Genomic DNA, 20,343 nt, shown 5'->3' with positions numbered 1-20,343 from the left:
TCTGTGGTTGGTATCCACGGAAGAAACGCTTTTTGTTTTAAACCATTTAAAATCGTAACGATTCTTAACGGCCGAATAGGAATAACGCTATTGACAATAAATAAATTTAAGCCTATGATTCATCAGGTGTATTTTTATATAGGATTGAGATTATTGGTAATACTAAAATTAGAAAGATAAGGAGTTAGAGAGGATTTAAAATGCATTCAAAGAGAAAGATAAAAAATATATTGTTGGGAAATACATTGAAAAGCAATGATCTGGAAGGAGAAAAGATGGGGATCCTTTGGGGAGTTCCCATTATGTCAAGTGATGCGGTTTCCTCAGTGGCATATGCAATTGAAGAAATGCTGCTGGTTCTGGCTCCGGTTCTGGGACTGTCGGCGGTTCATTACCTTGGATATGTTACATTACCGATCATACTGCTGTTTTTAGTTTTAGCTTTTTCCTATTCGCAGATTATTGCAAACTACCCAAACGGCGGAGGCGCCTATATCGTATCTTCTGAAAATATTGGAAGAGGCTCATCAATGGTAGCAGCCTCAGCCCTGATTATTGATTATGTGATGACGGTAGCGGTTAGCCTTTCTGCTGCAACGGCAGCCCTCATTTCCGCTTTTCCGGAATTTGCAGATTACCGCTTGTTGTTTGCCCTGCTTTTTCTATGTACCATTACACTCCTTAATTTAAGGGGAATGAAGGAGTCTTCCAAGCTATTCGGAGCTCCTACTTATGTGTTTATCATTATTATGCTGGTACTTATTACAACCGGATTTGTAAGGCTTATAACGGGGAATTTACCGCCGGTCCATTATTCTGAAACGATTCAGCCTGTTGCAGGCGGAGCAGGAACGATCTCCCTGTTCCTGCTGCTAAGAGCCTTCTCTTCCGGATGTTCGGCTCTCACTGGAGTGGAAGCCGTGAGCAATGCGGTTCCAAGCTTTCGTGAACCGTCACAGCGGAACGCTAAACGTGTACTTTTTATTCTGGTAGGGATCATTATCACCATTCTCGGAGGTTCGGTGCTGCTGGTTACTTCTTTAAATATCATTCCTTTAGAGGGGAAGACGGTGATCTCCCAGCTTGGCATGGCAGTGTTTGGACCAGGGCCAATGTTTTATATTCTACAGTTTGCAACCTCCCTTATATTGTTATTGGCTGCGAATACTGCATATAACGGTCTGCCTACGCTGCTGGCGATTCTGGCGGAGGATGGATTTGTACCACGTCAGTTCATGCACCGCGGGACCAGGCTCAGCTTTTCCAATGGGATTATGTTCATCTTTTTTGCAGTAGCATTTTTGCTGATTGTATTTAAAGCAGAAACCCATTATCTGATTCCCTTTTATGCCATCGGAGTTTTCTTGTCATTTACCTTGTCCCAATATGGAATGCTTATCAGATGGATCCGGGTGAAAGGAAATGGCTATTGGTATAAAATGTGTATAAACGGCCTTGGTGCAATTATGACGGCTACGGGAACAGTCATTGTATTTGTGACTAAATTTTCACAAGGTGCCTGGGCGCTTGCCATTCTCATACCGGTTCTTGTTTATATTATGCACCGCATTGAAATTCACTATCAGTTTGTCGGACGGCAGTTGGTGGTAAACGACTTTATGTCCCATTATCATAAAAGCACCAGTCATGACACCAATCTTTGCATTGTACTGACTGGGGGAATTAACCGGTCCGTACTGAAAGCGTTAAATTATGCAAATTTAATTACTTCCAATGTGGTTGCTCTGCACATAGCTACGGATGAGAAACAAAGCCAGCAGCTTCAGAAAAAATGGAAGGAAACAGGAATTGATATACCTCTTGAGGTCATCATGTCACCTTACCGGGAGCTTATTGAACCGGTGGAAGAGTATATCAGCAAAAAAGAAGCTGATCTGCTTCCGGGAGAAATGATCACAGTTGTTATGTCCCGTTTTATGGAAGAGAGCTGGTTTGCCAATATTCTTCATAACCAGACCACTTATTTCATAATGCAGAGGCTGAGAAAGCACAGAAATGTTTCTATGGTTCTGGTACCTTATATTTACAGTACGGTATTTAAGCCTGCTCCAAAGCAGATAGACGAAAATACGGAAAAAGACAGAGCATAAAGAACATGCAGTAAAGCCTTTATGCCTGAATCGGCAGATACACTTCAATGTAATTGATAGGTGTATCTGCCATTTTTTCCTGATTTTCTTTTGCGGTATCCTTAAAGGCGCAGCTTAATAAGTGTCCGCTGTAGGCAACTCCGAGAGGAGAATATCCTTTTTGCCTTGCCCAGTCAGCTGCGTCTATAACGGCTTGTGATTCTAAAACAGGGCTGTCTGATGCAACCACGGTATATACACATCGTTCCTGTTTTAGTAAGGGATAGCCGTTTAATTCCTGTTTTAATTTCATAATGGAGGCAGTATCCTCAGCGATCATGAAGAATTCGTTTATCTGGTTCGCCTGGTTCCCCTCTATCCCATATTCCTGGCATATATAGCATAAATCAGAGATACCTTCTTGATTGATGAAGTGATTGTCGGGCATCTGGTAATGGGGAGGCATGGGTCTTAAATCATAACGGTTTAAATATTTTTCTACGTTTTTATAGTGTTTCTGCAAATGAGTCAGATGGATGAGGGATTGCCGGTGCTTTTCCATCTGTTGTTTTTCTTCAGTGATTTTTTCCTGTATCATGGAACAGTAGGAAGGAAAGGAGCTTTTATACAGGATACGTCCGATATCCTCGATGCTGAAGTTCAATCTGCGATAAAACATGATGCTTGAAAGCTTTTTTATATCATCATATGTATAGGTTCGGTAACCGTTTTTTTGCTTTTCCGGTTGTATGATCCCTTTTTTTTCATAAAAGCGAAGGGTGTCACGGCTTAAGCCTAACTGGTCGGAAACTTCTCCAATGCTGTATTTTTTCATTTTGATACCTCTTTTCAGTCCGAAGTGCATGGAGTAAACCAACAGGATTCACTCGCTCATGGGCTAAAATTTTCTTACGTGAATAGTTTATCATAAAATGTCGGATTTTCGGCTTTACGGTTTTCTTTCTATGCTTACGAATTATTAACGGAAAGGTGCTTGAAATCGTAAAAAACTATGTTATGATAGGATCATAGGTAGAACTTTTACTAACATAAGAGACATGAGAAGGGGGTACTTTTACATGGGAAAAGGCAAGAAGAACATGGTCAAATGCCTGGTATGCGGCGCCGTATTTGAGGAGGGAAATGAGGTTTGTCCGGTATGCGGAGTAGGGTCGGAAAATTTTGTCCCTTATGAGGAAGAAGAAAATAATTTCCATAAAAACACGGAGGAGTTATACCTCATACTTGGTAATGGCGCGGCTGGCGTCAGTGCGGCTGAGGCGATTCGGGAAAGAAATTCCACCTGTTCCATTGTCATGGTAACGAAAGAGGACTGCCTGCCTTATTCAAGGCCCATGCTGACAAAAGCCGTGATGGGAAAGGATGAAAGGGAAGAGTTGCTTCTTCATGACCCGGCATGGTACGAAGAGAAAGGGATCTTAAACCTTACGGGAAAACAGGCGGAGAAGATTGATACGAAAGAAAAGGAAGTTACCTTTGATGACGGAATCCGGCTTAAATACGACAAATGCATCTATGCTTTGGGATCGGAATGCTTCATTCCTCCTATTCCTGGAAGTGAAAAGAATGAAGTGGTTGCCATACGCCGGCTTTCTGATATTGAGAAGCTTAATTCCCTCCTTTCAGAATCAAAGCAGGCCGTGGTCATTGGCGGCGGTGTGCTGGGACTGGAGGCAGCCTGGGAATTAAAAAGGACAGGCCTTTTCGTGACGGTATTGGAGCATGGTGACCAGCTTATGAAGCGTCAGCTGGATCAGGAGTCCGGTGAGTTTCTAAAGTCTATCATTCTGGAAAAGGGAATTGATGTGAAATTCCAGGCAGTTACCCGTGAGATAGAAGGGGAAGAGAAGGTGACCGGTGTCCGCTTGGAAGATGGTACGGTCCTGCCGGCAGATCTGGTGGTCATATCCGCAGGAGTCCGGGCTAATGTATCTCTGGCAGAAGATGCCGGGGCGAAATCCGGACGGGCAGTAATCGTTAATGAGCACATGGAAACCACGGTACCCGGCATTTATGCATGCGGGGACTGTGCAGAATATGAAGGAATCAATTATGCCATTTGGCCTCAGGCCGTGGAGATGGGGAAGGCAGCAGGAGCCAATGCCGCCGGAGAGAAGATTTCCTATAAAACCGTGACAGCAGCTCTCACATTTAATGGAATGGATACTTCCCTGTTTGCAGTAGGCGACCCGGGAAAGGACCCGGGAAGAACCTATGAAGTTCGCCGGGAAGAAGATGAAGAGAAGAAGATTTATAAGGTTTATTATTATGCAGAAGGCAAGCTCACAGGCGCCATACTCATTGGCGATACGTCGGATATGGGAAGAATCCTGGAAGAGATTGAATAAAGAGTAGGTAAAGAGGTGCGAAGGTCTTATGTAAGACTTTTGCACCTCTTTGTTTTATTCCACTGTGATTTGATATTTTTCCAGCCAGTAGTTGATCTGGAGAATATAGGCAAGCATCTGGGGACCAGCCATGAGCTGACCGTACCAGGGCTTTCCATAATCCGAAGGGCTGGACAGGAGTTTTTCCAGTTTCTTACCGTCTAAAAATTCCATGACAGGAGCAGAACCGCCAGCAACCATTTCCTCTACCCGCCCCGCCAAAAGCGCCTCATAATTGGTATCATAGGTCTTGGGATACGGGGATTTCCTGCGGAATAGGATCTCATCAGGCAGAAGTCCCCTTCCAGCCTGGCGGAGGAGATTTTTCACCACCCCATCCCTTGTTTTCATATCCCAGGGGACATTCCACACGTACTCGATGATCCTGTGATCTGCAAAGGGTACTCTGGCCTCGAGACCGGAATACATGCTGTCACGATCCATACGGTTTAATAAGGTCTGCATAAACCAGCGGAGATTCAAATAGGAAATCTCTCTTCTTCTTGCCTCTGTCGGATTATCCTCGGAAAAGACGGGAGTTTCCGCCACAGACTTTTCATAGGCTTCCAACACATACTCATCCATTTTGAGATAATCCAGAAATTCATCCTTTAAGATGGCTTTTCGTGTTCCTAAATCCATGGTCCAGGGGAAAGTATGGGCTTTAAAGCATTCTTCCTTGTGAAACCAAGGGTATCCTCCAAATATTTCATCTGCGCACTCCCCGGTCAGAGCTACTTTATTAAACTGTTTGACCATGGAGCAGAAGTGGAGCAGGGAAGAGTCAATGTCCCCCATGGCCGGCAGGTCGTGGGCAAGAACAGAGTCATAAAGCCGGTCTGCCTGGGTGCCATTGTCACATTCCAGATAATGATGGTCGGAATCTAAGAAATTTACCATCTGGTCCACATAAGGGCGGTCCTGAGAGGGCTGGAAGGTGCTGGCTTTAAAGAATTTATCATTGTTGACAAAATCAAAGGAAAAGGTAGTAAGCTGTCTGCCCTGTTTTTTTAGCTCCGCAGCACAGACTGCCGAGACCAGGCTGGAATCTACCCCACCTGACAAAAAGGTGCAGATGGGTACATCGGAAACCATCTGGCGCCGGATGGAATCCTGAACCAGGAAGGAGGTCTTTTCAATGGTTTCCTCATAGCTGTCCTCATGAGGTCTGCTTTCTAACTTCCAGTAGCATTTTAAGTGGAAGCCGTCCTTAGAACAGAGAAGCATGTGGCCCGGAAGAATTTCATTGATTCCTTTAAAAACACCACATCCGGAGGTATGAGCCGGTCCCAGGGAGAAAATTTCGTTTAATCCTTTCCGGTCTATCACAGGCCGGATGCCGGGATATGCAAAGATTCCTTTTAACTCCGAAGCAAAGATGATTTCTCCATCCTGTATGGTGTAATAAAGAGGCTTTATGCCGGAACGGTCTCTGCAAAGGCATAAGCATTCCCGGTATGGGTCCATAATGGCAAAGGCGAAAATGCCGTTTAACTGCTTCACAAAATCAGGCCCGTATTCCATATATCCGGTTAAAATCACTTCTGTGTCAGAGGAGGTGGAAAAGGAATGACCCCGGTCCTTTAGGTCCTGGCGAAGCTCCTTTGTATTGTAGATTTCTCCATTGTACACAATTCCAAATGTTTTGCCTGCCTCAGTTTTTGTTATGGGCTGTCGGCCGGTTGTTAAGTCGATAACGGATAAACGGGCATGAGACATGCCTCCCTGATGAAAGAGCCAGATCCCTGAATCGTCGGGCCCACGGTGTCTCTGGGTTTCTGACATCTGTTTCAGGATATTCTCATAATAAGCTTTATCTTTCTGGTAATCGCAAACCGGATTGTAAAAACCAGCAATTCCGCACATGGAAATTCCTCCTTAAATCTGGATTATCTATAATAGGAAACAGGCAGCAATAAAAGTAGCAAGAAAACCGATCATGACCGGAGGAAGATTCTTCCTGGCAAGTTCCAGGGGATTTACGCTGCAGATGGCTGCAACAGGGATAAGCCCCCAGGGGACGATGGTACCGCCGCCGACAAAAATTGCGGAAATTTGTCCCAGGGTAGCCAGAATCGGGACCGAAGCTCCCACTGCCGTACCAAAGGTGTGGGCCAGAGAGCCGGTAAGGGGAAGCCCGGAAAAACCAGAACCGTCTAAGCCTGTTAAGCCTCCAATCACCAGCTGGAAAAAGGCAGCCATATATTTATTGAGAGGTACGTTGTGAGCCAGCCAGATGGCCCAGTCATTCATAATGCCTCTTTGGAACTGATCTCCCATGATGGAGGTGATTCCCCCTCCTCCTAAAAAGAAAAATGCCCCGATAATGATGACGGGAGCAAAGATCCGAATGGCGAAAAGAAAGCCGTCTGTAACATAGGATGTTACTTTTTCCAGAGAATGCCTGCCAAAGCCTAAAAATGCTCCAATGCACATAACCAGGACGGCTGTGCCGGAAACCATGCTGGTGGCGTCTCCGCCCTTTAAATCAAAAGCCAGCATAAGAAGGATGTCGGCCAGGAAAAAAAGAGGGGTAAGAATTGCCATTGTAATTGCGGCAATTCCGATTTCATGGTGTTCCTCGGAATTCTGGATATGGACTTCCTGGCAGCAGGCAGCAATCTCGCTCCTGTTTAACAAATATGCGGAAGCAACGGTAACAATGCCCATTACCAAAAACAAAGGCCGCCCCTTGATTAAGACTTCGTCGGTTGTAATAGAGGCTGCTGCTGCGGAGATAGACGGAGCACCCTGGATGACGAAATCATAACTTAAAGCAATTCCATGGCCGAAAAGGTTCATGGCCATTGCAGCTGCCAGAGGATCCAAACCAGCCCTGACTGCAAAGGGCAGCATGATCGCCCCGACCAAAGCCACGGATGGAGAAGGCCAAAGAAAGAGGGAAAATAGCAGCATGGTACCTCCCAGAATCCACCAGGTCAGGGAAGGGGTCTTCATGACCTTTGACATGGGAATCATCATTAGATAGTCGCTTCCCAAGTCTTTTAAGCATTTCGATAAGGCTGTGACTAGGGCAATCGTGGCGATGATATCCATAAACTCCCTGGAAGCATACAAGATGGCGTTGAATACAGTCATGATTCCTCCGGTCAGGGACTTAAGGCCTACAAGACCTAGGAGGAAGAGAAAAAGGATACAAACCAGGGGCGTATCCTTTCTAAGAACCATGACAGTCAGGATCACAATGACGCCGATGAGATAAATATAGTGCAGAGGTGTAAGCACCAGATAAGGATCAAACATAGGAACCACTCCTGTGAAATAATATATTGTATACTATGATGAAGAGGAAAGGACAGTGTGATTTTTTTTTCAGGCAGAACTTGAAATTTTCCTGTCAGCCTTTTATACTGAGTTTTATAAAGGAGAGGCCTATGCAGATAACATCAGTACATATCAAAAATTTTAAATCCATACGGGATATGGAAATTCAAAATGTGGAAAATGCCCTGATACTGGTAGGGAAGAACAATACGGGAAAAACAAGTGTCTTAGATGCCATACGGGCAGTTGCAGGTGCCTATGAAGTTACGGAAGAGGATTTTAATGAGAAGAAACAGAACATAGAGATCACCATGACCCTGGCAATTACGCCGGAGGATTTGGCGTCCTTTCACAGGGGAGGGGTGGTGAGCCAGTATAAGCGGTTTGATGCGTGGCTCCATGATTTTGAAACAAAGCTGCCTTCTTACAAAGAGGGAAGCCTGAAATTCACCTATCAGGTAAACTGGAACGGGGTCGTCCGGTTTAAGGATGGGTATAGGAAGAATAACCGGTATATCAGGGATATTTTTCCCAGGCTTTATTACATTGACTCGGAACGGGATTTAAACCAGTTTCAGAATGATCTGCTGCTTTTCCAGGAGGATGACCAGCTGTCAAAGCTACGGACCCAGGCATGCATGTTTGACAGTGCCAGAGAATGCAACCAGTGCTTTAAATGCATCGGACTGATCAACCAGAAGAAGCCGGAGGAACTGCAGATCTATGAGACGGCAAAGCTGCTGGAATATAAGATGTATCAGTTAAACCTAAATAATTTTGCCGAAAGAGTCAATGACAATTACAGAAAAAACGGCGGTTATGAGGAAATCCACTTTTCTTTAAACTGCAACCCCTGCGAATTGTTTAAAGTAACAGCGGAGACTTATCATGTGGATAGAGGAAAACTAAGCCCTATAAACAACTTGAGCAATGGCATGAAAAGCCTTTACATGCTGTCACTTTTGGAGACTTACACAGAGGATGAAAAACGGATTCCCAGCATTGTTATTGTAGAGGATCCTGAGATTTTCCTCCATCCCCAGCTTCAGAAAATATCCAGTGAGATCCTTTACCGGTTATCCAAGAAGAATCAGGTGATTTTTACCACTCATTCTCCCAGCATGCTGTTTAATTTCACCAGACGCCAGATCAGACAGGTGGTGTTAGAACGTGACGGTTATTCTGTTGTCAGGGACAGAACCGATATTGACGCTATTCTGGACGATTTGGGCTATGGAGCCAACGATCTTCTTGGGGTCAGCTTTGTGTTTATTGTGGAGGGCAAGCAGGATAAGAGCCGTCTGCCTCTGCTGTTAGAAAAATATTATTCGGAAATCTATGATGAGGAGGGGAATTTATCCAGGATCTCTATTATTACCACTAACAGCTGCACCAATATAAAGACGTATGCAAACTTAAAGTATATGAACCAGGTTTATTTAAGGGATCAGTTCTTAATGATCCGGGATGGGGATGGTAAGAATCCTGAGGAGCTGGCAGGCCAGCTTTGCCGGTATTATGATGACCGCAGTCTGGAGGATGTCGATAAGCTTCCTAAGGTTACAAGAAAAAATGTGCTTATATTAAAGTATTATTCTTTTGAAAATTATTTCCTGAATCCTGAGGTCATGGCAAAACTTGGGGTGGTGGAAGATGAAGATGCATTTTATCAGACGCTGTTTGATAAATGGAAGGAATACCTTTACCGGTTAAAGAGCGGAAAACAGTTTGCGGAGGCAGTGGGGAAGGATATGGAATCCCCGGAAGATTTAAAGGTTCATATGGAGGAATTTAAGATTTATATGAGAGGGCATAATCTGTATGACATTTTTTACGGGCCGTATAAAAAGCAGGAAGGGGAGCTGCTGAAGCAATACATTGATCTGGCTCCCCGGGAGGATTTCAGCGATATTTTAGATGCCATTGATAAGTTCGTTTACTTTGAAAGCAGGAAGGCATAGGGATTATATTTTAGTATTAATTAATTCTGGATCGATTTCCCAGTCCTTAAAGTAGTATTTCATATCCCGCTCACCGATTTCCCTTATGACACGGCATGGGCTTCCATAGGCTACTACGTTGGCGGGGATATCCTTTGTTACAACACTTCCGGCTCCGATTACGCTGTTTTCACCGATCCGGACGCCTGGTAGGATGATGGCTCCGGCTCCAACCCATACGTTGTCTTCAATGGTAACGGGGACGTTGAACTGAATCTGCCTTTTACGGATATCGGGGCGGATGGGATGGGCGGCCGTGTCTACCACAACATTTGGGCCGAACATGACGTTATTTCCTATGTGGATGTCTGCGTCATCTACGAGGGTTAAATTAAAGTTTACATATACGTCATTGCCCATGTGAACGTGACGTCCCCAGTTTGTGTGGAGCGGGGGTTCTATGTAGCAGTTTGTTCCGATTTCGGCAAAAAGCTTCTTTAAGATTTCCTGCCGTTTTTCTCCTTCGGATGGGCGGGTTTGGTTGAAGTCGTAAAGGATTTCCAGACAGCTGGTTTGTTCTGCGATCAGGGCATCGTCTACACAGTCGTAAAGTTTTCCGCTTCTCATTTTTTCTTTTAAATCCATGGAATACCTCCTTGTTAACTTTTGGGGGGGGAGACAGATTCTTTTTTTATTAATTATACCTTGTCTATGTTTAAATGTCTATGTGATGAAGGGATTTGTGGGAGGGCGACAGGATGTACGGCTCTGAGTTAAATGGTTCCGTAAGTCCGCAGTGCAGCTCGCGAAACCTGCGGTTTTGCTCGCTCACGGGCATTCGCCCTATGAAATAGGCCATGAAAAGATTTTCTTATGTGCAAGCACAACGAAAATCTTCTCGTGGCCTATTTCGCACTGCTCATTGCAAAAGTGCAAGAAAGTGCTACTACTTGGGCAAATAAGAGCACGCTTTTTTTTGGCATGTATATTATAATCAGGTTAGAGATCTTTCGAGGAGGTATTAGGATGAAGTATTTGATTGGAATTGATGTGGGGACATCGGCAACTAAGACCGTCCTGTTTGATGAAAAGGGCGGCGTGATTGCTTCTGCATCTAGGGAATATCCCCTTTATCAGCCTAAGAACGGCTGGGCGGAGCAGAAGCCGGAAGACTGGAGAGACGCGGTTCTTGTTACCCTTTCCCAGGTCATGAAGGAGTCAGGGGTTTTAAAAGAGGATGTGAAAGGAATCGGTATCTCAGGTCAGATGCACGGACTTGTGATGCTTGATGAAAAGAATGAGGTGATACGCCCCTCTATTATCTGGTGCGACCAGAGAACGGCTGCCGAAGTAGAAGACATGCTTACGATCATGCCAAAAGAGCGCTGGATCGAGATTACCGCAAATCCGCCTCTTACTGGTTGGACAGCAGCCAAGATTTTATGGGTAAGGAAGAATGAGCCTGAGAATTACGATCGGTGCAGGCATATCCTCCTTCCCAAGGATTATATCCGTTACATATTAACCGGAGTTTTTGCCACTGAGGTTTCCGATGCCAGCGGAATGCAGCTTTTAGATGTGCCCGGAAGGTGCTGGTCCGAGGAAGTTTTGAATAAGCTTGATATTAATCCAAAGCTATTGGGTGAAGTCTTTGAATCCTGTGAGGTAACAGGAACACTTCTTCCTGAGATTGCGGAGAGAACCGGGCTTTCGGAGGAGACAAAGGTTGTGGGAGGTGCCGGAGACAATGCGGCGGCTGCAGTCGGAACAGGGGTTGTGAAGGATGGAACAGCCTTTACCACCATAGGAACTTCCGGGGTTGTGTTTGCTCACAGCAGCCAGGTAACCATTGACCCAAAAGGTAGAGTTCATACCTGTTGCTGTGCGGTTCCTGGAGCATGGCATGTCATGGGAGTGACCCAGGGGGCTGGACTGTCCTTAAAATGGTTTAAGGATAATTTCTGCCAGGACTATGTAGAAGAAGCAAATAAACAGGGGATTGATGTTTACGATCTCATCAACCGGGATGTGAGCCAGGTGGAAGCAGGAAGCGATAAGCTTATTTACCTTCCATACTTAATGGGGGAGAGGACTCCTCATCTGGATCCGGACTGCCGGGGAGTGTTCTTTGGACTTTCTGCCATCCATACGAGAAAGCACATGCTGCGGGCTGTAATGGAAGGAGTTTCTTATTCTCTCAGCGACTGCAATGATATCCTTAATGAAATGGGAATCCAAGTCGGAGAGATGATGGCATGCGGCGGCGGCGGAAAGAGCCCGGTATGGCGTCAGATGCTTGCGGATATGTATGACTGTCATGTGAAGACCGTGGCTCAGACAGAAGGACCGGCCCTGGGAGCCGCCATTCTGGCCGGAGTCGGGTGCGGTATTTATGAGAGCGTGGAAGCTGCCTGTGATGCCCTGATTTCTGCGGATAAGTCTACAGGACCGGAGGAAAACCAGGTCGGCCTCTATAAGAAATACCATCAGTTATATAAAGAACTGTATGAAGATTTAAAAGGCAGCTATAAGAAACTTGCAGCTTTGTAAATAACTACAAAGGAAAACAGGAGGGTGAAGATATGCGTTTTTTTATTGATACGGCAAATGTAGAAGAAATCAGAATGGCCAATGAAATGGGGATTATCTGCGGGGTTACCACAAATCCTTCCCTGATCGCAAAGGAAGGGCGTGATTTTAAGCAGGTAATCGAGGAAATCGCATCTATCGTTGACGGACCAATCAGCGGAGAGGTGAAGGCTACCACGACTGATGCAGAAGGCATGATAAAGGAAGGCCGGGAGATTGCGGCGATCCATCCAAACATGGTTGTTAAGATCCCCATGACAGTAGAAGGCTTAAAAGCAGTAAAGGTGCTGAACGCAGAAAATATCCCCACCAACGTTACCCTGGTGTTTTCCGCTGCCCAGGCTCTTCTGGCAGCAAGAGCCGGAGCCTCCTATGTTTCCCCATTTTTGGGACGTTTGGACGATATCTCCATGCCGGGAATCAATCTCATTGAAGATATTATGGATATTTTCCAGATGCACGGGATCGAGACGGAGATCATTGCAGCCAGCGTGCGCAATCCGATTCATGTAATCGACTGTGCCAGAGCAGGGGCAGATATAGCAACGGTACCGTATAAGGTGCTGGTACAGATGACGCAGCACCCGTTAACGGACCAGGGCATTGAAAAATTTAAAAAGGATTATCTGGCTGTATTCGGAGAATAGAAAAGGAGAGGTAAAACCATGGGATTAACAATCAAACCAGTGACAGATCCTGCCTTTCATGTTTATGGGAAAGTGGTTACAGGATATGATGCAGGGGAACTGTTGGAAAAGATGAAGGAGACACCCCTTCCGGATGATGTGGTTTATGTTCCTTCCGTAGCGGAGTTAGAGGAACTGGCGGTTTCAAAAGAAATGGAAAAGAAACTGTACGGCCAGCTTCCCATTCAGGTAGGCTACTGCAACGGCCACAATAAGAAGCTGAATGCTGCGGAATATCACAGAAGTTCAGAAATCAATATTGCTGTGACGGACTTAATCCTGATCTTAGGAAGGCAGCAGGATATTACCCCGGATTATACCTATGATTCCGGTAAGATGGAGGCATTCCTCGTTCCAGCAGGAACCGTGATCGAAGTTTATGCCACGACCCTTCATTATGCACCCTGTCATGCAGAGGAAGGCGGTTTCCGATGTGTTGTAATTCTGCCAAAGGATACCAATACCGACTTAGAGCCAGCAGGAGAAGCAGTAAATGAAGAAGACAGACTGCTGTTTGCCAAAAATAAATGGCTCATTGGACACAAAGAGGGCGGGCTCCCGGAACATGCTTATATCGGAATAACAGGAGAAAATCTATCTGTTTGACAAATGCTTAACAATAAAATCACAGGCATATATTCCTAAGGAACATGCCTGAATAACAACAGGAGGAGTTATAGAATGAATAATATCCCAGAAATAAAAATAGGAATCGTAGCGGTAAGCAGGGACTGTTTCCCGGAAGCTTTATCAGTAAACAGAAGAAAAGCATTGGTGGAGGCGTATAGCGCAAAGTATGATGCCGCAAATATCTACGAGAGTCCAGTATGTATCGTAGAAAGTGAAATCCACATGGTTCAGGCTCTGGAGGATGTGAAGAAAGCTGGCTGTGATGCACTGGTAGTCTATTTAGGTAACTTCGGACCTGAAATTTCAGAGACCCTTCTTGCAAAGCATTTTGACGGACCGGTTATGTTTATTGCAGCTGCTGAGGAAAGCGGAGATAACTTAACCCAGGGACGTGGGGATGCATACTGCGGAATGTTAAATGCAAGCTATAATTTAAAACTTAGAAATATTAAAGCATACATACCGGAATATCCGGTGGGAACGGCTGAGGAATGTGCCGACATGATCGAGGAATTCCTTCCTATTGCCAGAACTCTGGTAGGACTTTCCCAGTTGAAAATCATAAGCTTCGGCCCACGCCCCTTAAACTTCCTTGCATGCAATGCCCCCATTAAACAGCTTTATAACTTGGGTGTTGAGATTGAGGAGAACTCTGAACTGGATCTGTTTGAGGCCTTCAATAAGCATGCAAACGATCCAAGAATCCCTGATGTGGTAAAAGATATGGAAAAGGAACTGGGAGAAGGAAACCAGAAGCCGGAAATTCTTCCAAAGCTTGCTCAGTATGAACTCACCCTGTTGGATTGGGTAGAGGCCCACAAGGGATACCGGAAATATGTAGCCATTGCAGGAAAATGCTGGCCAGCATTCCAGACTCAGTTTGGCTGTGTTCCCTGCTATGTAAACAGCCGTCTGACAGGAATGGGCATCCCGGTTTCCTGTGAAGTGGACATTTACGGAGCTCTCAGTGAATTCATCGGAACCTGCGTAAGCATGGATGCTGTAACCCTGCTTGACATTAATAATACGGTTCCTGCCGATATGTATGAGGGAGATATTAAGGGTAAGCATGATTATACCCACCAGGATACCTTTATGGGCTTCCATTGCGGAAACACATGCTCCAGAAAGCTTTCTTCCTGCACGATGAAATATCAGATGATCATGGCAAGAGCACTCCCAGAAGAGGTTACCCAGGGAACTCTTGAGGGCGATATCGCTCCTGGCGATATTACATTCTTCCGTCTTCAGAGCACTGCGGACAATTTACTCCGTGCATACGTTGCCCAGGGAGAGGTGCTTCCTGTAGCCACCCGTTCCTTTGGTTCCATCGGTGTTTTCGCTATTCCGGAAATGGGAAGATTTTACCGCCATGTGCTGATCGAGAAGAACTTCCCTCATCATGGAGCAGTTGCTTTCGGACATTATGGCAAGGCTTTATTTGAAGTGTTTAAGTACCTTGGGGTAGAAGAGATTGGATTTAATCAGCCAAAGGGAATGCTTTATAAATCAGAAAATCCATTTTGTTAAAATAATTTGACAATGTGATAACAAAAACGGACTATCGGCGTGAAGCTGATAGTCCGTCTTTTGCGTTGAGAGGGGCGGGGCGAAGCTTTGACATGCACAACGAGGGTCTAAAGGGTTACCCTAAATGCTTGCTTATGCGATTCGTCTGCTCTTTTTATCGTATATCACAACGGTTATAATTGAAACAAGAATAAGCGCAGAATTTGCGGCAATTGTTCCGGCCCAAGTCATAGTCATGGTGCCAAAGATGGGGGATGCCGCATTGAACATGGTGTGGAATAATACACACATAAACACACGGCCTTTTCCTGATATTTTGTAGATTGCCCCGTTGAAAAACCGAAATGCCATGAGTTGAACTGCAAACATCCAAAAGTTAATGAGTCCATCTCCGTGATTCGTCCCCGGAATGAAGAAGAGAGGGATATGCCAAAAGGTCCAAATGATACCGGCAAAAATTGAAGATAAAACATACCCATATTTTTTATCAAGCTCAGGCTGCAATATGTACATCCAGCCAGATTCCTCCAAACCGCCGATTATAAGACAGCCAGGAAGAGAAAGGAAGAACGTATAAAATGGAAGCACCATTTCTGTGCGGCCTGTAACTACTATATGTATCGAAAAATACAGTGCAAGCCCTGCAACTACGAATAAATAGGGATATATGTTATTTTTGGCGTAAAAAACGGTTTTCAGCCATTCCTTAAAATTTGCTATTTTGTTATTTTTCTTCAGAACGATATAGGAGGCAATAGCGGGCGATAAGATATAGATTGAAAAAGGAATATTCATCACGAATTGTTGTAACGTGTGAACCCAATTGTAAACCGAATATCCGAATTGTCCAAGAATAATCAATGCACCTGAAACAAGATAGGCTATGGAAAATGTCAGGATTGTAAATTGTACTATGATTTTTTTGTTTGTCATGATTTCTTTACCTCACATGTTGAAGGATGGATTATATTTTAGTACCCTAAGCGGATTTCGGTTTTCTTCCTGTCTCCATTATACCATATTTATCCATATGTAGGGGAAGTTTTCATTTTCAACCCGTTTTCCAACCTTGTGGATAAACAGGAGGTGCGGGGGAGAAGGTAGTAATCCATTACAACTATGTTTGTATGATAGAACTGCCGGATATGAAAGAAACAAATAGCAAAACGGCATAGCCGAAACTGACTATGCCGTGCGTTATATAATATTATTTATTGAGTGCGTACCTTACGGGGATTTTCCTTCTTTTTTATGCTTTTTGATTAGATAATTCCCTTCATAACCAGGACAGCCAGAACACAGGTTATTAATATGATCCCTGCAGCAAGAGTCATACCAAGATTGAAAGTGCGCTTTTTTGGTGCATCCGTTGAAGCCGGAACCATGAGATTCGATTTTCTGAGCGTGGTGACTAATGGCTTATAGATAAGAAGAGTCAGGGCCGTGTTGATTCCTCCCTTTAAAAGGTTAAAGGGTACGAATGCAGGGAGTAGAAGCTTTACCACGGCGTCCCTTGGATATCCCATATAAATTGGGGTGATCAGGTAGTTCCACAAGACCATGACCAGAGTCATGAGTAAGGTACCTGCCACCATGCCAAGGAATGCACCAAAAAGGGAATGCCGTTTCTTATAGAGGTAAGCCGCCGGACAGACAAATGCCACCGAAGAAAGAACGTTCATGATCAGTCCAATGGGTCCGGTGCTGCTGATGGTAAACATCTCCACAAAAGCCACGATGACGGAGATCAGCGCTGCTGACATTGGTCCGAATAAGAAGCCGCCGGTAAGGATAATAACATCCTTGGGTTCATACTCTAAGAAAGGCAGCAAGGGGATCAGAGGGATCCGGATCGCCACAACGGCTACAAAGGCCAGCGCACAGAGCATGGCCATGAGGGTGAGTTTACTTGTTTGCTTTGTCATATTCATGGTAAAGCCTCCTGAAAAATAAGTAACACCTGAAAGTATGCCTTTCAGGTGTTAAAAATAAACAGGTGTATTATCACTATTTAACACATCTTCTTTCATCCAGACTATACTGTCGGTATTGGAATTACACCAATTCTGCGCAATTTGCGCTCGCGGACTTTACCGCCGGTCGGGAATTTCACCCTGCCCTGAAGACAACTATATTCAAATGTTCTTGAATTATTATAACATTTTAAAAAATAAATGCAATATGTTGTTGCAATTTTTTTAATGCTTTGCTATAATAGCGGACATGGGGGTATAGCTCAGCTGGGAGCGCAAGATATCCGGTAAACAACCCCTCAAAGAAGAAGTAGATTTAAAAAAGTAAAATGCTGGAAACCCGCATAGATAAAGGGTTTTCGACCATACGGGGGTATAGCTCAGCTGGGAGAGCGCTTGAATGGCATTCAAGAGGTCATGGGTTCGAATCCCACTATCTCCACTTAAACAATAAGCCACAGGCATAGAAGCCTGTGGCTTAAATTATAACTTTATAGAGACGGGACACTTGATAAATCAAGGGCAAAAAAGGCACATTTTCATTTTGATAGGTGCTTAACATAACTATCTAAATATTAAGTTCAGTTTGGAGTTGTTCTAAAATGACTTTATCAGATTCAACACTCTCCTCAAATTCTATCACAATATTTTCTAAAGCAGAAATAATGTCGGTGGTACAATATTCGATATCTTCGTCGCAAGCATCACCTACGTTACCATCATCATCAAATTCGACAAAGCCGTAGGTAAGGTTAATAGAACCCATTCCTAAAGATTCACCTCTACAATTGAATAAAGTGATGTCTAATTGATCAGTTTCACCATTGTCGCAAGAGAGATATAGCTCATCCATTTTCAATGTATATTTTTTTCTACTTTTCCCATAGAAATCAATATTATCCCCATAGTCCAGATAATCGGGCAAGCTAGTTATGCATTCAGAAAAATCGTACCCTGTTGCTTTACTTTGTAGCGTATCAAAAATATATAAAATGCCGCTTATATTAGATTCTGTTAAATATTCTTCGTTTTTTAAAAACAACTCATTCCATTTAGTTATAAAGGAGTTGATACTATCTATCTCTATAGCAGAAATGAAATCTGGGAGCTCTTCTGAATAGAAGTAGTTTAATTCTTCTGCATCACTATAGCACTTATTTAGCCTTTCGAATAATCCAACCACAGTTTCAACAAAAGGAGATTCACGGAAGTTGTCAAGGAAATTATCTTCAAATCCACCAAGAGAAGATAATCCCACAGATTCTCGTTCGTAATCCTCTAATTCTGCATCAAGTAATAATTGCTCTTGTTCTTCATTCTCACGAAACTCTTTTTCAAACTCTTCATATAGGTTTGCTTCTTTTGCTTCGGCTTCTAAATCTATTGCTACTAATTTACTAAATTGTGTTACATATTTTATTTTGTTTTCTAAATTCTTCTTTACTATATCCTTTTGTATATCTACATGTAGAGCATCTTTTGCAGTGCTATCTGAGAAATCACTGGTATTTCCCGTAACAAAGATTATTTTATCTTTGTCTGCTAATGGAACTAAATCTCTAATATGCAACAAAGTTTCTACAATCAATCCATCTGCAAAAGATTCTTTTTTCTCAATGTGGAAAGGGGCCTTTTTATATATTCTTCTCTGTAAACAGGCGGCATTCAGAATATCACTGTCCTCGATTATAATAGAATTTGGATGCTGAATGATTTTTTGAACAAGTGATTGAATTTCTTCTAGATACTGAGCATGACTTGTTTTATATCTTTCCTTTAAAATGGTTAATTCCTTTCTTGAATTCTTTTTGTAGTCTTTTACCTCAAGACCTTCTATAGTGTAACCATTGATCCCATAAATCTCATCAATTGCCTTAATAGCATTTTTAATTTTTTTGTCTACCTCAAATAATTGTTCTTCGATGTGTTTACTAGTTTCATAAGCGACAATAGATGGTATAATAAGTTTTACTTGATTAAAATCTAATAGCTTTATAAATGTATTTACCAACTCTTTAGATACATTGTTTTTTCTGTCAATAATCATATCTAAGAATATATTGGTATCCATAAGTAAGTATTTCACATGTAACCTCCTTACATTTTAAGTGTTTTAAATATTTTACCATGTGCAACAACTAAAAATCTATTGGAAAAGTAAATGAACTTCTATTTTTTAACAAACTCCATTTTGAAATTCACATATTTACCGCCCGTATCATCAAGGATAATTAAGGCATCATAGGTCTTGCCAGTTTTTTCGGAATAGCAGCCTGTGAGTTTGATCCTGCCGTTTTTCAAAAGCTCTGTAGCAACCGCTTTCGTGAGGGTCTTTTTCTTGGAGGTAAAAAACTTATTTTCTTTCCAAAGGGCAAAGCCGCAAGACTTATCAGAACAACAAAAGCCCTTTTTATTCTCGGCAACATTGCTGCCGCAGCGAGGGCATATACCGATGCTTTCAACCTTTGAAGGGAACAGTACATCAGCGCCCTTAATTACCTCATAGGCCTGTACAAGGCTTTCTATCATATCGCAGATACCCTGTAAAAACGCTGTTTTGGTATTTTCAGCGGTTTTCTGTGCTGTTTTTGCGCTCTTGCCATAACGGGCGGCAATATATTCTTTTTTAATGGCTTGTTTTTGCTGCCATCTAGATATGGGGTTAGAAGCAAGCAATGGGTCATCACGCAGACGTTTATGATACAAATAATTTGTTTCAGCTTTGACCGTCTGTTTTTCAGCTTTGGCAAGCTGACGATAAGGCTTTAGTCTATGGCTGTTGTAAGCACTCTGTATCCGTCTCACCCCAAACTCTACCGCCTGTTCGGACTTATGAGCAGACTCCACGCCCACATTGTCCTGCTCACCCTCACGGATCTCTTTATGGATTTTATTGAGCAGCTCCCTTTGAGGGATATTCTTAACATCATGGGACAGCTTGGAGGGGACTTAGGTTTGTCGATTTCTTAAAAATACAAACGCACCGTCTTTTTGCCTGTGTCGGCATTAACGGTGCGTTCTGCTGCAATATTTTTCTTTTTGGGGATTTTACCATATGCTTGCTCTAATTTGTCTCCAGCTTTTTCTGCCTTTTTCAGTGGCTTTTCAAGGGTAGGGTCAGCACGTTCTTCTTCAGTAAAGGTAAGGCGTGATACCTTGCCCACAGGACGGAACGGCTTTTTGCTCTTTTTACTCATAGAACACCTCCTTTC

Annotated in this window: 16 protein-coding genes, 1 tRNA gene and 1 riboswitch; of the genes, 8 read left to right on the top strand and 9 right to left on the bottom strand. The window is 43.5% G+C overall.

The annotated features are described in order from the left end of the window. Nucleotides 1-200 precede the first annotated feature (200 nt). Nucleotides 201-2,111 (top strand): APC family permease, encoded by a 1,911-nt coding sequence (locus tag ACHZES_RS07095; protein WP_395548415.1) that lies wholly within the window; start codon nucleotides 201-203, stop codon nucleotides 2,109-2,111. Nucleotides 2,112-2,130: 19 nt separating this feature from the next. On the opposite strand, the gene ACHZES_RS07090 is transcribed toward ACHZES_RS07095, so the two are convergent. Next, entirely contained in the window at nucleotides 2,131-2,925 is a 795-nt protein-coding gene (locus tag ACHZES_RS07090) for a MerR family transcriptional regulator (protein WP_038277861.1), read from the bottom strand. A 244-nt stretch (nucleotides 2,926-3,169) separates the two neighbouring features. On the opposite strand from ACHZES_RS07090, the gene ACHZES_RS07085 reads away from it, so the two are divergent. Next, nucleotides 3,170-4,459, top strand: coding sequence for an FAD-dependent oxidoreductase (locus ACHZES_RS07085; RefSeq protein ID WP_395548416.1), 1,290 nt, complete (start codon nucleotides 3,170-3,172; stop codon nucleotides 4,457-4,459). 54 nt (nucleotides 4,460-4,513) lie between these two features. On the opposite strand, the gene asnB is transcribed toward ACHZES_RS07085, so the two are convergent. Both asnB and ACHZES_RS07075 read right to left on the bottom strand, forming a co-directional pair. Further along, nucleotides 4,514-6,364, bottom strand: coding sequence for an asparagine synthase (glutamine-hydrolyzing) (asnB, locus tag ACHZES_RS07080; protein WP_395548417.1), 1,851 nt, complete (start codon nucleotides 6,362-6,364; stop codon nucleotides 4,514-4,516). 27 nt (nucleotides 6,365-6,391) lie between these two features. Continuing rightward, the gene (locus tag ACHZES_RS07075; RefSeq protein ID WP_395548418.1) at nucleotides 6,392-7,762 is read right to left on the bottom strand and encodes a citrate transporter; all 1,371 of its coding nucleotides are present in this window, start codon (nucleotides 7,760-7,762) and stop codon (nucleotides 6,392-6,394) included. A 131-nt stretch (nucleotides 7,763-7,893) separates the two neighbouring features. Between ACHZES_RS07075 and ACHZES_RS07070 the strand changes: the two genes are divergently transcribed. Further along, nucleotides 7,894-9,744 (top strand): ATP-dependent nuclease, encoded by a 1,851-nt coding sequence (locus ACHZES_RS07070; RefSeq protein WP_395548419.1) that lies wholly within the window; start codon nucleotides 7,894-7,896, stop codon nucleotides 9,742-9,744. Between the two features lie 3 nt (nucleotides 9,745-9,747). On the opposite strand, the gene ACHZES_RS07065 is transcribed toward ACHZES_RS07070, so the two are convergent. Next, entirely contained in the window at nucleotides 9,748-10,368 is a 621-nt protein-coding gene (locus ACHZES_RS07065; protein WP_395548420.1) for a sugar O-acetyltransferase, read from the bottom strand. A gap of 381 nt (nucleotides 10,369-10,749) precedes the next feature. Between ACHZES_RS07065 and xylB the strand changes: the two genes are divergently transcribed. From xylB to ACHZES_RS07045, 4 genes are all read left to right on the top strand, one after another. Next, a complete protein-coding gene (xylB, locus tag ACHZES_RS07060; protein WP_395548421.1) occupies nucleotides 10,750-12,273 on the top strand; it encodes a xylulokinase in 1,524 nt (507 codons plus the stop codon). A gap of 32 nt (nucleotides 12,274-12,305) precedes the next feature. Continuing rightward, on the top strand, nucleotides 12,306-12,959 hold the full coding sequence (fsa, locus tag ACHZES_RS07055; protein WP_038277881.1) for a fructose-6-phosphate aldolase: 654 nt from the start codon (nucleotides 12,306-12,308) through the stop codon (nucleotides 12,957-12,959). A gap of 18 nt (nucleotides 12,960-12,977) precedes the next feature. After that, nucleotides 12,978-13,604, top strand: a complete 627-nt coding sequence (locus ACHZES_RS07050) for a DUF4867 family protein (protein WP_395548422.1) — start codon at nucleotides 12,978-12,980, stop codon at nucleotides 13,602-13,604. 75 nt (nucleotides 13,605-13,679) lie between these two features. Further along, nucleotides 13,680-15,158, top strand: a complete 1,479-nt coding sequence (locus tag ACHZES_RS07045) for an L-fucose/L-arabinose isomerase family protein (RefSeq protein ID WP_038277886.1) — start codon at nucleotides 13,680-13,682, stop codon at nucleotides 15,156-15,158. 132 nt (nucleotides 15,159-15,290) lie between these two features. On the opposite strand, the gene ACHZES_RS07040 is transcribed toward ACHZES_RS07045, so the two are convergent. Both ACHZES_RS07040 and ACHZES_RS07035 read right to left on the bottom strand, forming a co-directional pair. Further along, on the bottom strand, nucleotides 15,291-16,091 hold the full coding sequence (locus tag ACHZES_RS07040; protein WP_395548423.1) for a CPBP family intramembrane glutamic endopeptidase: 801 nt from the start codon (nucleotides 16,089-16,091) through the stop codon (nucleotides 15,291-15,293). A gap of 329 nt (nucleotides 16,092-16,420) precedes the next feature. Beyond that, entirely contained in the window at nucleotides 16,421-17,089 is a 669-nt protein-coding gene (locus tag ACHZES_RS07035) for an ECF transporter S component (protein ID WP_395548424.1), read from the bottom strand. An 83-nt stretch (nucleotides 17,090-17,172) separates the two neighbouring features. Further along, a riboswitch (FMN riboswitch) is annotated at nucleotides 17,173-17,289 on the bottom strand. Between the two features lie 211 nt (nucleotides 17,290-17,500). Here ACHZES_RS07035 and ACHZES_RS07030 point away from each other — a divergent pair. Beyond that, nucleotides 17,501-17,573: transfer RNA gene (locus tag ACHZES_RS07030), tRNA-Ala, on the top strand. A 126-nt stretch (nucleotides 17,574-17,699) separates the two neighbouring features. On the opposite strand, the gene ACHZES_RS07025 is transcribed toward ACHZES_RS07030, so the two are convergent. The 3 genes from ACHZES_RS07025 to ACHZES_RS07015 all read right to left on the bottom strand — a co-directional run bounded on the left by ACHZES_RS07025 (nucleotide 17,700) and on the right by ACHZES_RS07015 (nucleotide 20,328). Then, nucleotides 17,700-19,217, bottom strand: coding sequence for a PIN domain-containing protein (locus tag ACHZES_RS07025; protein ID WP_395548425.1), 1,518 nt, complete (start codon nucleotides 19,215-19,217; stop codon nucleotides 17,700-17,702). Between the two features lie 83 nt (nucleotides 19,218-19,300). Next, complete coding sequence (locus ACHZES_RS07020) at nucleotides 19,301-19,984, bottom strand: hypothetical protein (RefSeq protein WP_395548426.1); 684 nt, start codon at nucleotides 19,982-19,984, stop codon at nucleotides 19,301-19,303. A gap of 113 nt (nucleotides 19,985-20,097) precedes the next feature. Beyond that, entirely contained in the window at nucleotides 20,098-20,328 is a 231-nt protein-coding gene (locus tag ACHZES_RS07015) for a hypothetical protein (RefSeq protein WP_395548427.1), read from the bottom strand. Nucleotides 20,329-20,343 lie beyond the last annotated feature (15 nt).

The organism is Lacrimispora sanguinis (assembly GCF_044987295.1).
GTDB classification, from domain to species: Bacteria; Bacillota; Clostridia; order Lachnospirales; family Lachnospiraceae; genus Lacrimispora; species Lacrimispora celerecrescens_B.
This window is presented reverse-complemented; position numbering and strand designations above follow the sequence as displayed.

Coding starts and splice junctions, on each gene's coding strand:
- ACHZES_RS07095 (WP_395548415.1), top strand. CDS start 201: ATGCATTCAAAGAGAAAGATAAAAAATATATTGTTGGGAAATACATTG.
- ACHZES_RS07090 (WP_038277861.1), bottom strand. CDS start 2,925: ATGAAAAAATACAGCATTGGAGAAGTTTCCGACCAGTTAGGCTTAAGC.
- ACHZES_RS07085 (WP_395548416.1), top strand. CDS start 3,170: ATGGGAAAAGGCAAGAAGAACATGGTCAAATGCCTGGTATGCGGCGCC.
- asnB (WP_395548417.1), bottom strand. CDS start 6,364: ATGTGCGGAATTGCTGGTTTTTACAATCCGGTTTGCGATTACCAGAAA.
- ACHZES_RS07075 (WP_395548418.1), bottom strand. CDS start 7,762: ATGTTTGATCCTTATCTGGTGCTTACACCTCTGCACTATATTTATCTC.
- ACHZES_RS07070 (WP_395548419.1), top strand. CDS start 7,894: ATGCAGATAACATCAGTACATATCAAAAATTTTAAATCCATACGGGAT.
- ACHZES_RS07065 (WP_395548420.1), bottom strand. CDS start 10,368: ATGGATTTAAAAGAAAAAATGAGAAGCGGAAAACTTTACGACTGTGTA.
- xylB (WP_395548421.1), top strand. CDS start 10,750: ATGAAGTATTTGATTGGAATTGATGTGGGGACATCGGCAACTAAGACC.
- fsa (WP_038277881.1), top strand. CDS start 12,306: ATGCGTTTTTTTATTGATACGGCAAATGTAGAAGAAATCAGAATGGCC.
- ACHZES_RS07050 (WP_395548422.1), top strand. CDS start 12,978: ATGGGATTAACAATCAAACCAGTGACAGATCCTGCCTTTCATGTTTAT.
- ACHZES_RS07045 (WP_038277886.1), top strand. CDS start 13,680: ATGAATAATATCCCAGAAATAAAAATAGGAATCGTAGCGGTAAGCAGG.
- ACHZES_RS07040 (WP_395548423.1), bottom strand. CDS start 16,091: ATGACAAACAAAAAAATCATAGTACAATTTACAATCCTGACATTTTCC.
- ACHZES_RS07035 (WP_395548424.1), bottom strand. CDS start 17,089: ATGAATATGACAAAGCAAACAAGTAAACTCACCCTCATGGCCATGCTC.
- ACHZES_RS07015 (WP_395548427.1), bottom strand. CDS start 20,328: ATGAGTAAAAAGAGCAAAAAGCCGTTCCGTCCTGTGGGCAAGGTATCA.